At 42.2% G+C, this 14,376-nt stretch carries 12 protein-coding genes and 1 riboswitch; of the genes, 3 read left to right on the top strand and 9 right to left on the bottom strand.

Annotation, left to right across the window (positions count from 1 at the left end; all coding sequences use genetic code 11):
* Genes FTV08_RS07395 through FTV08_RS07385 form a run of 3 tightly spaced genes read left to right on the top strand, consistent with a single transcriptional unit; the run spans window position 1 to window position 2,224 of the window.
* Window positions 1-1,008 (top strand): isopenicillin N synthase family oxygenase, encoded by a 1,008-nt coding sequence (locus FTV08_RS07395; protein ID WP_180086989.1) that lies wholly within the window; start codon window positions 1-3, stop codon window positions 1,006-1,008.
* The gene (locus FTV08_RS07390; RefSeq protein WP_034683063.1) at window positions 1,005-1,886 is read left to right on the top strand and encodes a hypothetical protein; all 882 of its coding nucleotides are present in this window, start codon (window positions 1,005-1,007) and stop codon (window positions 1,884-1,886) included. Before FTV08_RS07395 ends, FTV08_RS07390 begins: the two co-directional genes overlap by 4 nt.
* A gap of 8 nt (window positions 1,887-1,894) precedes the next feature.
* Entirely contained in the window at window positions 1,895-2,224 is a 330-nt protein-coding gene (locus FTV08_RS07385; RefSeq protein WP_004280373.1) for a multidrug efflux SMR transporter, read from the top strand.
* Between the two features lie 88 nt (window positions 2,225-2,312).
* Here FTV08_RS07385 and FTV08_RS07380 read toward each other — a convergent pair whose 3' ends face one another.
* The 9 genes from FTV08_RS07380 to FTV08_RS07345 all read right to left on the bottom strand — a co-directional run bounded on the left by FTV08_RS07380 (window position 2,313) and on the right by FTV08_RS07345 (window position 14,207).
* Window positions 2,313-3,335: an ABC transporter substrate-binding protein gene (locus FTV08_RS07380; RefSeq protein ID WP_180086988.1), complete on the bottom strand. Its 1,023-nt coding sequence runs from the start codon at window positions 3,333-3,335 to the stop codon at window positions 2,313-2,315.
* Entirely contained in the window at window positions 3,332-5,140 is a 1,809-nt protein-coding gene (gene atzF / locus FTV08_RS07375) for an allophanate hydrolase (RefSeq protein ID WP_180086987.1), read from the bottom strand. Before atzF ends, FTV08_RS07380 begins: the two co-directional genes overlap by 4 nt.
* A gap of 11 nt (window positions 5,141-5,151) precedes the next feature.
* On the bottom strand, window positions 5,152-5,595 hold the full coding sequence (locus FTV08_RS07370; RefSeq protein ID WP_004280384.1) for a CopG family ribbon-helix-helix protein: 444 nt from the start codon (window positions 5,593-5,595) through the stop codon (window positions 5,152-5,154).
* A complete protein-coding gene (locus FTV08_RS16220) occupies window positions 5,588-5,719 on the bottom strand; it encodes a hypothetical protein (protein ID WP_004647016.1) in 132 nt (43 codons plus the stop codon). Before FTV08_RS16220 ends, FTV08_RS07370 begins: the two co-directional genes overlap by 8 nt.
* A gap of 834 nt (window positions 5,720-6,553) precedes the next feature.
* Window positions 6,554-7,864 carry a phospholipase D family protein gene (locus tag FTV08_RS07365; RefSeq protein WP_163171311.1) on the bottom strand — a complete coding sequence of 437 codons (1,311 nt, stop codon included), beginning with the start codon at window positions 7,862-7,864 and terminating at the stop codon, window positions 6,554-6,556.
* A gap of 90 nt (window positions 7,865-7,954) precedes the next feature.
* A complete protein-coding gene (uca, locus tag FTV08_RS07360; protein ID WP_180086986.1) occupies window positions 7,955-11,560 on the bottom strand; it encodes an urea carboxylase in 3,606 nt (1,201 codons plus the stop codon).
* A gap of 3 nt (window positions 11,561-11,563) precedes the next feature.
* Window positions 11,564-12,214, bottom strand: coding sequence for an urea amidolyase associated protein UAAP2 (locus FTV08_RS07355; RefSeq protein ID WP_180086985.1), 651 nt, complete (start codon window positions 12,212-12,214; stop codon window positions 11,564-11,566).
* 15 nt (window positions 12,215-12,229) lie between these two features.
* Window positions 12,230-12,967 (bottom strand): urea amidolyase associated protein UAAP1, encoded by a 738-nt coding sequence (locus tag FTV08_RS07350; RefSeq protein ID WP_180086984.1) that lies wholly within the window; start codon window positions 12,965-12,967, stop codon window positions 12,230-12,232.
* A 28-nt stretch (window positions 12,968-12,995) separates the two neighbouring features.
* A riboswitch (guanidine-I (ykkC/yxkD leader) is annotated at window positions 12,996-13,107 on the bottom strand.
* A gap of 206 nt (window positions 13,108-13,313) precedes the next feature.
* Window positions 13,314-14,207, bottom strand: coding sequence for a LysR family transcriptional regulator (locus tag FTV08_RS07345; RefSeq protein ID WP_005100231.1), 894 nt, complete (start codon window positions 14,205-14,207; stop codon window positions 13,314-13,316).
* Between the last annotated feature and the right edge of the window lie 169 nt (window positions 14,208-14,376).

The following is a 14,376-nucleotide window of genomic DNA, read 5'->3' as shown; positions in this document are numbered from 1 at the left end:
ATGCAAGCGCAATATGTACTCCCACTGGTTGATATTTCAAAATTGCAAAGTCCGGATTTAGCCGATCGTATTGAAGTTGCTCATGCTCTGGATCATGCCTGTAAAGAAGTCGGATTTCTTTATCTGCAAGGCGACCAGTTTAATTTTGATTACGCCAAAGCCCTGATTGAAATGGCCCAGTCCTATTTTTCTCAGGATCTGGACACCAAAATGCAGCACTATATTGGCAAATCAAAAAACCATAGTGGCTATGTGCCGATTGGCGAAGAACAGTTTGCCGGCAACAGTTATGATTTAAAAGAAGCCTATGATGTCAATTATGATTATCAGGGTACACAAAAAAACTGTCCTTTACTCGGCCCCACCTTATGGCCAGACCATCCGGACTTCAAGGCTATTGTCAGCCAATACTACAGCCATCTGCGTGAGATCAGCCAGCAGATTTTTTCTGCCTTTGCACTGGCGTTGTGCGGTCGTGAGGACTTTTTTGAAAGCAAAATTACTGATGCACCAAGTCAGCTACGCTTGATTCACTATCCCTATAATCCGGAAGTGCAAGATGCCGAAGGCATTGGCGCACATACCGATTATGAATACTTTACCTTGCTGTTACCAACCGCACCCGGCTTACAGGTTTTGAATAAAGCCGGTGAATGGATCGATATTCCACTGATTGAAAACACACTGGTGATGAATATCGGTGACATGATGGAAATTCTGTCGAATGGTAAATATCTCGCCACCAAGCACCGCGTGAAAAAGGTCTCGGAAGAACGTTATTCATTCCCGCTGTTTTGCGCCTGCAATTATGACACCGTGATTGAACCGGTTATTCACACTGAAAATTCCAAATATTCTGCCCTGATCGGGGGCGAGCATCTATTTAATCAGACCGCCCAGACCTTTCAATATTTAAAACAACGCATTGCTAGCGGTGAACTGGTCTTAAAAAATGCGGTTCCACTGTCCTCTTTTGGACTTGAGGAACAGGCGGAGACAGCATCATGAATCTGTTTGAAGTGATTAAGACTTTAAAGCACACCACCCCTCAGCCAGAGATTATTCCAGACTTTTTATATGGGGCTTTTCGGCGTAAAAGTATCAGTTTTTATAATGGCCTAACCGATGAAAACACCATTGTGTACTGGTTTCAGTCGCGCAGTTTCACCATTGATCTTCGTCTAAAAAGCCAGACGGGAACTGCTGTTCAGGAACGCCAAGGCTGGATTGGCAATACGCTTTGGGATGAATCCAGCCAACTCTTGTCTTGGGAAGTGAAAGACTACGCCAATTACCAGAATCATGTGCAGTGGCCGGAACCGGCAAAGTTGCATGCAATTGGCAACTGCATTCTGGAATTTTCACCGAGCAATGTCTATGTAGAAGACTGGCGCCAGCAGGTACAGCACGGTTTATTTTTAGGCCTACGTCTTCAGTCTGCGCTTGATGTTCAATCTGGTCAGACACTGGAAATGGATGGTGGCCTGATTATTTGTGCTGATCATATTGCTTATGCCCTGACACGTTTGCCTGAAGTGCAAAGTGCAGTAGCTCAAATGGATTTGAAGGCTGTCGATCCGAGCATGTTTGCCTTGGTGGAAAGTTTTGAGGTTTCTATCGGGACTGAGGGTCAAGCTAAAACTTACAGCACCTGCAGCAGTGAGACAGGTAAAGCTTTTAACCTGGAAAATTTTGAAGTTCTCAATGAAAGCAGTCTGGTTCAGCATGTGGTTCTCGATGACCGTAAAATCGACCTGATTTTTGAGCTGGATATATACCAGCCGGATTACCAATTTCAATATGCAACCCCCACGACTATACAAGCTGAAAGCTGGCTGAAGTCAGAACAAGATCACCTGATGCAGCATGCAGAACGGGTGTTATAGGGAGAAATATGTCTTTTTTATATCTTTCGATTGCCATTATTGCAGAAGTCATTGCGACTTCTGCATTGAAAGCTTCCAATGGTTTTAGCGTGCTCTGGCCTTCACTTGCCACCATTGCCGGTTATGCCGTTGCCCTGTTTTTCCTGTCACTGACCATGAAAACCATTCCGATGGGCATTGCCTATGCAATCTGGTCTGGTGCCGGCATTATCCTGATTTCAACGGTTGGTCTCTTGGTATTTAAACAGCAACTGGATCTTCCTGCGCTGATCGGGCTGGCATTTATGATCATTGGCATTATTTTTATCAATGTCTTTTCCAAAAGTACCCAGCTTTAATTTTTTAATATTCATCTGATAGTAAAAAATCCCCAATCTGGGGATTTTTTATGGGTTTAGATTATATTCCCGAATGAGGAGATATGCTCTATTTGAGTTCTTGTACTAATGTGGGAACAATCACGCCATCCACATTCATTTCAGTCGTATAAATGCCGTTGGCCACATTGAACTTGTTCACATGATAGCTGGAGCCATAGATCGAGTCGAAGCCATCTCCTTTGGTAAAGACTTTTTTGTTGGCGGCCAGATCAAGTAAATGCGTGCCATCAATGAACTGCATATAGGTTTTCGCATCGACACCAACCCGTTTGGACATGATCTGTGCAGCATCTTCACGAGTCGCCGGGTCATTGATGTATTTGACAGTTTTATCCCAAACCTGAATCACCTTTTTCCATTGCTCTTTATTGGCTTCCAGATGGGCTGGATTCACGGTCAAGGTATCGTAGATTAATCCAGGCTTGTCTTTAGAGGTGAAAATAATCTTGGAACCGGCCACCGCAGATAAAGCCTGATTTGCCACCGGCTGCCATACTGCAATCGCATCAATATCGGGAGTGGCAAAAACCTGTGGCAATTCATTGGTCATGGTATTGACCAGTTTGACCTCATTCAGTTTAACCTTGGCATCATCCAGTGCAGTGGACAGTAACAAGTGATCGACGAGGCCTTTTTCAGTCGCAACCGTTTTACCGCGCAGATCCTCAATTGAGTTAATGCCATTCTTGGCGATAATCACGTCATTTCCGGCCGAATAATCAGTCGCCATGATCATCACACCCTTGGTCCCGCCAGAGCCAGTGACCAGATTATCACCATTAGTGACCATGACGGCATCTAGCTGGTTGGCGGCAAAAGCAGAGAGTGAAGCCGAATAGTCAAACCATTCGAAATTGGCATTTACCCCTGCTTCTTTTAGCCAGCCTTTTTCAATCGCCACTTGCCAGGCCACAAATCCCGGCCAGTCACTATAACCAATCCGGATGGGCTGAGTATTCACACTCCCTGCTGCCTTGGCATTTGGTTCAGGTACTTTAGCGGTATTGTCACAGCCACTAAAAAGGATTGCAGACAGTACGGAAACGGACATCAGTGCTTTTTTGATCATTTTGCGACTTCCCCTATGCATTCACATTTAAATTTGGTATTTGAAAGTTGTTTAGATTTCATAAATTCACGCCAGCCACCGAAATGACTGATATCTGTTGCATCTTCAAGTACATAGCCTTCACAGATAAAGCCTTTGACCCAAGTGCCATCAATCAGCTGGACATTGCCGATCCCCAAAGGTGCCGGAACTTCTGCAACAATGTCTCCGAACAGTGCACGCGGAATGTCCCAGACCTCTACTTCAATTGAAAAACCTTTCGCGTTGTATTGCAGGCCAGGTTTTGGCGGTGTGGTATTTTTTAAAGCATAGAGTTTGTAATGCGAAGCAGTCCGGGTCTGCTTGATCAGGGTGCCACTGCGTGTGGTCAGCTGAAAATTCAGTGGCATACCGGTCAGATGTGCTCCGACGACAGCCAGTTTGATGCTGTGCCCCGATGAGATTTCAGTTGTTTTTTCATAAGTAAGTTCAGAGGTACCTAGCTTTAACTGGCTTGCTTGCTGCCATTTTTGCCCGAATTTGGCCAGTGCTTCATCCATCCAGGCTGACGCAATAAAGGTCACGCCCGTTGGCAAACCATCAGCACGAATGCTATTTGGTAGCGCCAAAGCCGACAGATCGGCAAAATTGACAAAATTGGTATAAGCGCCCATATGGCTGTTTTTGACCAGAGGATCCGCTTCTACTTCTGCAATGCGATAAATGGTGGGTGCAGTAGGCACCATCAAGGCATCATAATCTGCCAGTGTATTTTGAATAACACGGCTCAGGCGGGCGCGTTCATATTCATCCTGCATGGCATCGACCGCACTGAACCGGTCTGCCTGCGCTATAATCTGGCCAATTACCGGATGGGTCTGCTCACGTTGCACCATTCTTTCCACGGCACTGGTACGTTCAGCCACCCAAGAGCGGTTGTAAAGTGCAGTCGCCAGCTGTTGAAATGGAACAAAATCAATCGGCTCAACCGTATAACCCAAGCTTTGTACACGTGCGATCGCCAGGTTAAACGCTTTTTCAGTTTCAGCATCGCCATAAAATTCCAGTGTATCCGGAATGGCAATTTTGCCTTTTGAAAATTGGCTCGGTACATTTTGAGGATGTACTCGGGAATAATCATCACTGGCATCATAGCCCTGCATGACTTGCGCCACCTGCCAGGCATCATCCACCGTTAATGCAAAAATCGAAATCACATCGATGGTGCGGCAAGCCGGAATCAGGCCTGTAGTTGAAAACCAGCCTTTGGTCGGTTTGAGTCCGACAATATTATTGTGCCCTGCTGGTACACGTCCTGAACCTGCAGTATCTGTACCCAGTGAAAATGGTACTAATCCATTGGCTACCACCACGCTGGAACCTGAGCTCGAACCGCCACTGATATATTCAGGATTAAAGCTGTTCTTCACTGCGCCGTATGGGGAGCGAACACCGACCAGACCTGTCGCAAACTGATCTAGATTGGTTTTACCAACGACAATCGCGCCGGCAGCTTTTAATTTGGCTACTGCTGTTGCATCGGAAGTCGCCAGATAGGCTGCCTCTTTACATGCTGCTGTGGTATAGAACCCTGCAACATCAATATTATCCTTGACCGCAAATGGCACCCCATAAAGTGGCAAGCTTGCACTATCTGCACCAGTCAATGCATCAATTTGTGCCTGTAATTGGGCTGCCGTCGCAATTGAAATCCAGGCATGATCATCATTATTCAACCCGGCAACATACTCAATCAGGTCACTAAGCTGGATATTGTTATTCTGGTAGGCGTGTTGCCAGTCCTGTACAGTCCATAAGTTGTGCACAGCTGTTCTCCTTAAGTGTGTTCAGTATTTTGTGGAATAGGCGGCATGACGGCATCCATCAGTTCGAGATGCCCTTTAATCACGCCTTTCAATGCTATAAATTGTTCGCTAATTTCTTTCAAATCACTGCTCGCGCCCTGCATCAGCATGACTTGCAGAATTTTTTCATCATCTAGCTGGATATGAAGTGAGTTGATCACTTGCGCCAGATATTGCTGCTGCAGATCGACCAGCTGACTGCGCAGCGGCTTCAAACTGACGTCATAGAGCAAGGTAAGTGTACCGACCATGACTTCATCGCGAATCACCAGATCATCAATCAGGTGGCGGTTAATCATGTCGACAATGGCCTGCGAGCGGCTTTCATAGTGCTGCTCGACAATTTTTTGATCCATCGCATGCAGCGTGGTTTCTGGCACGGTAATACTGATCCGTGCCAATTTTTGTTTAGGCACGATGTTGATCCTTGGGTTGATATTGGGAAGACTGTTTAATGTGAAAGCCTGCGCGTACGCTAAGAAGCTCAACCAGAAAGTGAAGCCATGGATGCATTTTTTTATTTGATGTCGGATTGTTCATGTGCATCTCCTGTGGATATTACAAAACTAGAATTTCGTATTACTTAGGAAAATGCAGAAAGCGTGCCAGTTTGTGCTTTTTGGAAGGTGATAAATAAAATTGGATAAAAAAGGCGAAAAAAAGCCCCATAACAGTGAGATGGGGCTTGTTCTAAAGCAAAAGTAAGTTTTGTATTTCACCGGTTTATTCCATTTTGATTGCTCATGTGCTTGCTATTCTTTTTATACATGAATGGTTAACCGATGTTGGTGATTATGAGTGATCAAGTGTTTTTTTCTCCTCTATTTATAGTTGTATATAGATAAAAGCATAAAGTGTGCCACAATATAAAAGTAGAATAGATTTAAGAAGAATACTTGGGAAATTAATTACATACGTAAAAAAGGAAAAACAAGAATGATTTATTTTTTAAGGATGCCTAAAAAATAGACCATTTTGCACCATTGGGGTTCGAGGGTGCATCAAAGTGTGGCTGTGAGTTATTCAGTCAGCTTTTTCCCTTGTAGTTGTTCAACTTGATCCGGTTCATTAAAGCTCATACGGTAGTTTTGATCAGAATTCAGTAATGGTAAAATGTTGGGGTTATGCGGTTGTCCTATACTGTAATATTATTATGGTGGTGTTTAATTGGATTTTTGGTTGGCTCATTTCCCGTAAGGATCATAAAGTGCTAACTGCTGAAGCGCAGGCAATTAATGCGGAAGCTTAAAAAATTTATTTAAGAAGAGTAAGTATTTGAAAAATTAAAGGTCACACATTATGTTGTGACCTTTTTATGCCTTATATAAAACTGATAGAACATTTTTTCATAATTGGCTAATAATAAATTATTTTTTAATTCGTTTCCCACACATCATCACTCCAAAAGTTTCCAGATAAAAAATAATCTTCAAAGCTTGTTTCTAAATCACAGGTATCATTGAGATCTAAAGCAAATTCTTCTTGTAAAATTCGAATTATTTTCGGAATTTTCTTATTATTTAAATAACTTTCAACATAATCAAAAAAACTCTCCTTAAATGCTACGAAACAGGCATCATCTAGCCAAATTTCAGGCATTCCTGTAATGATGTATGGTCTACATAGTTTTTTTAATTTTTTCTCATCTGAAAGAATTTTCTTTATTCTATTAATGAATTTTTTGTACCTTTCAGTTAAATATGATTCATCAATAGGAAATTCTATTTTGTTTTTTTCCAAAATTTCGACAATATCGTGAATATAATTTTTATAATCTAGAATTATTGAGTCTTCTCCACGATGCTCCATAATTTTAAGAATTTCTTTAAATTCATCTTCAGATCTATTTGACCTACTATCTATTTCATTCTCGATATACTGAATATAGCAATTCGGAATCCAATAGCCGTAACAAGTTTCAATAGTAAAAGGTTTCAAATTTACAATGTTTTTTTCTTCATCTTCATTACTTAAGTTTAGGCTTAGTCTTAAATTATAAGCACCCCATGCTTTACCAGAATTAGTATTTCTAGGCTTATCCGTATTGGCTAATTTTTCTTCAATATGACTAGGTAAGTTTAATTCAGAAAATGTAAAAGATAATTGATTCCTCGCTTTAAAGTAAATCGAACCATTACGAAAAAAACCAACAAGGCTTGACTCTTTAACCTCATCTAAAATTATTTGATCAATTGCGATCGAGTCATTGATCACATCTTCAATATACTTTTTTATACTTTTAATTTTGATCTTAGACTTTATCAAAAACTCTTCATTGGTAGAAAATCCAGCTATAGAAGCATTAGCTGATCCTGCAAACCACGTACTACTTTGTAAATTTTCAACAAAATATAACTTTGCATGAAATATTGGTGAGTTACGATTGAGATAAATTTTTATTTTTGAATAACCATTATTATTTAATTTTTCTAGCAAATTTTTCAGATCTACAATTTGCTCATTTAACTTCTGTCCACTAAAACTATTAAAAATTAAGTTAATTTGGCAATATTTCCTTTTTGATTTATTAACATTATCAAATAGATCTTCTAAAAAAATATTAGAGTAATACGCAGAAACGATAGAAATCTTTTTTGCATTTTTAACTTCTGTGTACAAGCAGTTCTTTGATAATTTCTGAACACCTGATTTCTCATCAAAATATTTTGTTGAAAAAATTTCCATTGTTAAACTTTATTTCCATTGCTTAAAGATAAGTCACTTCAATATAAACAAAAAACCGCCCTTTCGGACGGTCTTTTTATTCCTCAATTATCAAGCCACCGGCGCCAACGTAAACAACACCTGCCCCGTTTTCACCGTTTGCCCTTTTTCAATGGTAATTGCTTCAACCTTCATACGCTCAGGCGCAATAATCGGAATCTCAATCTTCATCGCTTCAATCACAGCTAAGGTCGCACCTTCCTCCACAATATCACCCGACTGACATTCGATTTTCCAGATTGAACCCGGCATGTGCGATTCCACTGCACAACCACCTTCAGGCACTTCAACGCCTTCACCATCATCCACCGTATCTAGGCTTTCAGAGACATATTCTGCAAGTCCTGCTTCATGCCAACGACGGCGCTCTGCATCAAAGTTAGCTTGTTGCACCGCTTTAAAGGCACAAATAGATTCTTGATTTTCGATTAAGAAGTCATTGTATTCTTTTAGATTCAATACACCTTCTTCAATCCGCAGTTTTAAACGACCTGCTTTAAAGTCTTCACGCATGTGCATCAACTCGGACTCAGACACTTCATAAAACTTAATTTGGTCAAAGAAGCGCAATAACCACGGCATACCTTGTTCAAAGTCGGGGTTTTTACGGTAGCGTGACCACATTTGCGAAGTGCGACCGACAAACTGATAGCCACCCGGACCTTCCATGCCATAAACGCACATATATGCACCGCCGATACCGACAGCATTTTCAGGTGTCCACGTACGTGCAGGGTTATATTTTGTGGTGACCAAACGCTGACGCGGATCAAGTGGCGTTGCCACAGGTGCACCCAAGTACACATCACCCAAGCCCATGACCAAATAACTGGCGTTATAGACCACATCTTTCACGGCTTGTTTGTCTTTTAAGCCATTAATACGACGGATAAATTCGATATTGTCCGGACACCACGGCGCATCAGGGCGCACGGTTTGCATATAACGCTCAGTCGCCAGTTGCGTTTGTGAATCTTCCCAAGCCAGTGGCAAATACACAGTACGCGATGGCACTTGCATTTCCGTCACATCAGGCAGTTGTTCTTCAGCCACTTGAAGCATACGCAATAAATCAATCTGATCGAGTTGGATCGAATCAAAATGGATTTGCAGTGAACGAATACCCGGTGTCAGGTCAACAATGCCTTGTATGTTTTGATCTTTCACCCATTGCATCAGCGCATGAATACGGAAACGCAGGTTTAAATCTAAAACCAACTCGCCATATTCCACCAACATATAGTTGCTACCGGCAGGACGATACACCACATCAGGCGTACCATTTTGACCTTTTAAAGTATCTAAAATGGCAGATTTTAACGTACTAATTTCAGGATAGAACGATTCATCAAAGGTGACTGCTTGTGTATCTTGAGCAGTTAATTGCGCATGATATTTTTCATTCAGCAATTTGGCTTGATGGTAGCTCACAGGCACAAATTTAACTTTATCACCGGCTTTGAGCTGACCCAATTTCCATAATTCAGAATTGATCACCACCGCAGGGCACACGAAACCACCTAGGCTTGGACCATCAGGCCCAAGAATAATTGGCATATCACCAGTGAAATCGATCGCCCCAATGGCATAGGCATTGTCATGGATATTCGATGGATGCAGACCCGCTTCACCACCGTCCTGACGTGCCCATTCAGGTTTAGGTCCAATTAAACGGATACCAGTACGGCTTGAGTTAAAGTGAATTTCAAACTCATTCGCAAAGAAAGTATCAATGTCGTTTTTAGTAAAGAAATCAGGCGCGCCATGTGGACCATACATCACCGCAATTTCCCAAGTATTTGAGAATGTTGGGATTTGATCTTCATTTAATGCTTTCACTTCATCGGATGTAAATGCCGTGATTGGAAGCATATCGCCAATCAATAAATTACGCCCTGCATGACCACCAAACTGACCTAAGGTAAAAGTCGCTTGTGAGCCTAAATATTCAGGCACATTCAGACCACCTTTAATGCCGATATAAGTACGGCAACCTGTGGCGATCTTGCCACATTTTAACACCTGACCTTTGCGTACATTGACAGTTTGCCACATCGGGACAGACATACCATCCAACGTCGATGGCATATCACCACCTGCCAATACAATTTGACTATCACAATGAAATTTTAGGCTTGGCCCTTGTAGCGTACATTCCAAACCTGCGGTATTCGGTACATTGCCTAACAATTGGTTTGCGACATTTAAAGACAGCGGATCAATCGCACCGGATGGTGGCACACCAACATCCCAATAACCTAAACGTCCTGTAACATCTTGCACGGCGGTTTGAATGCCTGCTTGAAGGACTTCAATCTTTTGGGTTTTCCACTCAAAGGTATTTAAGAAGCGTGTGGTTTGCGTGCCTGCTTTAAAGACCTCACCCTCAATAATGTTTTGCAGATATTCAAGATTGGTTTCAATGCCGGCAACCGAAGTTTTAGCCAAAGTATCCGTCATGGCTTGAATGGCAGAATCACGAGAATCGCTTGTGACGATAATTTTGGCAATCATCGGGTCATAGAACGACGAGACATTGGAGCCGGTTTCTACCCAAGTTTCATTACGGGCATTGGCATCAAATTCAACGTGAGTCAAAAGTCCAGCACTTGGTTGAAAGTTTTTGATTGGATCTTCAGCATAAAGACGCACTTGAATCGAATGACCTTGAGACTCAAGTGTTGATGTAGGTGCAACCCAATCGCTACTGCCTAAAGTCACCATCCATTCCACTAGATCGACACCAAAGACTTGCTCGGTTACACCATGCTCTACTTGTAGACGGGTATTCACTTCCAAGAAATAGAATTCTTGGGTGTCGGTATCCATCACAAATTCAACGGTACCTGCCGAACGGTAATTCACCGATTGCATCAATTGAATCGCGACATTTTGAATATAGGCACGTTGCGTATCGTTTAAATGTGGTGCAGGCGTTTCCTCAATGACTTTTTGGTTACGACGTTGCACCGAACAATCACGCTCGCCCAGTGCTAGAACTAAACCGTTGCCATCACCAAAGATTTGCACTTCGATATGACGAGCATTTTGTACGAATTTTTCTAAGTAAAGGCCTGCATCTTTAAAGTTGGCTTGCGCTAAATAAGACACGGTTGCATAAGCTTCTTTCAGCTCCTCCGCATTCCACACCAAACGCATGCCAATACCACCACCACCTGCGGTACTTTTCAGCATCACAGGATAGCCAATACGCTCAGCCTCAAGCAGGGCTTCAGCTTCATCAGCCAATAATTGGCTACCTGGCAATAACGGTACATTGGCTTGAATCGCCAATTCACGTGCAGTGTGTTTCAGACCAAATGCTTTCATTTGCTCGGCATTTGGGCCCAAGAACACAATGCCTTGTGCTTCACAGAGATTACAGAATTCGGCATTTTCAGACAGGAAACCATAACCCGGATGAATCGCTTGCGCACCGGTTTGTTTTGCCACTTCTAAGATTTTATCGACGTTTAAATAGCTTTGACTTGCAGGTGCATCACCGATAAAGACGGCTTCATCCGCTAAAGTTACATGCAATGAATCACGATCGGCTTCTGAATAGACAGCTACTGATTGAATGCCTAATTTTTTTAGGGTACGGATTACACGACACGCAATTGCACCACGGTTGGCGATGAGAACTTTATTAAACATGGCTTATTCCTCGCCTTCACGGACAATCAGTTGAATTTTAGTTGGGTTATAGGCATTACATGGGTTATTCAGTTGTGGGCAGTTGGAGATGAGTACGATCAAATCCATCTCGGCTTTCACTTCGACATATTTACCTGGTGCAGAAATACCATCATCAAATTTCAGGTGACCCTCTGAAGTCACAGGTACATTCATAAAAAAATTAATATTTGGACCGATATGGCGCACATTCAGACCATGCTTTTTCGCAATCGGATGTTGTGACAATGCAATCATGAAATTGTTACGGCAACTGTGCATTGGATATTTATCATGCGCATAACGAACCGTGTTACTTTCACATGAACATGCACCGCCTAAAGTATCGTGGCGACCGCAATTGTCATCGTTTATAGTGGCGATTTTATTGCCAAAGTTTGTATATAAAGTCGTACCTTTTTCTAGATAAATTTGACGGTTCATCGCCAAAGTATCGGTTGCGCTATAACGCTCTTCAGGGTTATGTGCGGAAATAAACAAAGTATCCACCGCTTGGTTGCCTTCAAGATCAACAATACGGAAATACTGCCCTTTTTTGACTTCGCACATCCATGCTTCACCGGCAGGACATACTTCGCTAAGTACTGATTTTTCTAAATTAACTAAAGCTGTCATGTTGTATTCCCCCAATTAAGCGCTTAATGCGTAATAACGATGATTATTTTGGAACGCGCGCTGATTTTGCGGGCATGAGTCACGGCAGACATCGGTCTGTTGTAGCGGAAGAGCTTTAAACAGTGACAGTTGAATATCGGCAGGTGCATATTCCGTCGAATTATCTAAAGCGTGTGGCGCACTCGATAAAAACACCAAACAATCCATTTCAAAACGTAGTTCAATTACTTGGTCGGTATTGTCAGACTTCACATAAGTTAAATTGCTATTGTCATCCGGTTGAACTTTTGAGAATAGATTTAAGGTATTACTCAGATCCGTCGCAGATAAACCAAATTTGGTCATCTCTAAAAGTAGGCTGTCTTTAGCATTGCGGTACATGTCGTTGCGGGCATCCTGGAAGGTCTTCGTGCCAAACTGTGCTCCAATTTGCGGTGCGGTACTTGGCGCACAAAAGGCATCATTCCAACCATGGTCATCTTTGACAATCGAGATCATCGCACGACCTAAATCAGACGCCAAAATGTGCCCTGTACTTAAAAATGCGCTGTGTTGACCTTTTAAGCTGTCTGGCATGTTATAGGCTTCAAGCTTATCTTCGCTATTCACACAAAACAGTGAAACATTGGCATTTGCGCCTAAAGATTTAAGTTGTAAAACTGCGCCACGCTGGATGCGTGCTGACCAGTGGTGTCCACCCGGTAAACGTTCAGTCCAGAGGACTTGATCTTCGTGATAAGTAGTTGTGCTCATATGCATCCATCCCAATCTTGTACGGTTTACCTCCCGGGCTTTTATCCCTCCGTGTAGCTTGAGCTTGAAACTTAAGCCGTGAACTCTCGGTCGCAGACCTACATGAATCTTCATGTATCGGAACCCTAGATCACTTTATGATTGAGTAGATAGATGCAAAGGACGTGCCAAACTGGTAATACTATTTTTTATATTCGTAATACTTTTTTTTGAGATGGAACTGATCACTTCAGGTGCAAGGCTCTGAAAAAGGCATCAAGATGTACCAAAATAAAAAAATCCCGGCTTGAACCGGGAGTTTAAAATCTAGAGATGAGAACTCAATCAAACTATTTAAGTTGTAGAGTTATTTACTTAAAATCTCATGCAGCATATTGCGTAACCATTGATGGCTGGTTTTATGATGACAGGACATATGCCAATACTGCTTTACGGAATAGGTCGGAAATGCAATTGGCGCATTAAAGATCTTGAGATTGCCACGTGATAACAGGACTTCACTCAAATAATAAGGCACGGTCGCAATCGCATCGGTTTCCTGCACTACCAGTCCGACTCCCAGATAACTTGGCAGACGCATTAGAATGTCACGCTTAAGTTCCAGATTCAGCAATTCATTTTCAATATGGTAATGCCCCATCCCGGCATCAATATCGATATGGGTTTCATGTAAATACTCTTCGGTCGTGATGCTGTCATCCGTGAGCCGCGGATGGTCTTTGGCTGCAATCACCACATAATACTGTTCAAACAGTTTCTGCTGATAAAAGCCATTCTCCAGATTTGGCAAGAAGCCCAAAGCCAGATCAATCTCACCATTGGCCATTTGATAACTGGTTTCCGAGGTAATCGGACGCACATTCAGACGGATATGGGATGCATGCTGCTTCAGATACTGGGAAATTTTTGGCAATAACACCAGATGTGATACATCGGTCATCGCCAGTGTAAAGCGCTGCTGTGAAGTGACCTGATCAAAATTGATAGTGAAATTATTGATTGCTTCAACTTTGCTCAGTGCTTCGCTGACCAAGGGAAAGAGCTGTTTGGACAGATCCGTAGGTAGCATCTCATTGCCAATACGTAAAAATAAAGGATCACCATAATGCTGGCGAATTTTATTCAGCAGATTGCTCACCGCTGGCTGGCTCATATCTAAATGATCGGCTGCCTGAGATACGTTTTTAAATTTATAGACATAATAAAAAATACTGAGCAATTTACAGTCAAGTTCAAACACAGAAATACATTTCCTTTAACTTTCTCATCATTCGGACAGGTCTTTCATCCGCATAAGTTCATTTATGGTCAGATTAAAATATAACACTTTGCCACTATTTTCAGGATTAAACTCGCTGTAATTTTCCATAAAAAATACTTTTACCAGATGAATAAATTCATTAAAAAGT

Origin of the sequence: Acinetobacter sp. YH12226 (genome assembly GCF_013417805.1) — a bacterium.
GTDB lineage: Bacteria > Pseudomonadota > Gammaproteobacteria > Pseudomonadales > Moraxellaceae > Acinetobacter.
This window is presented reverse-complemented; position numbering and strand designations above follow the sequence as displayed.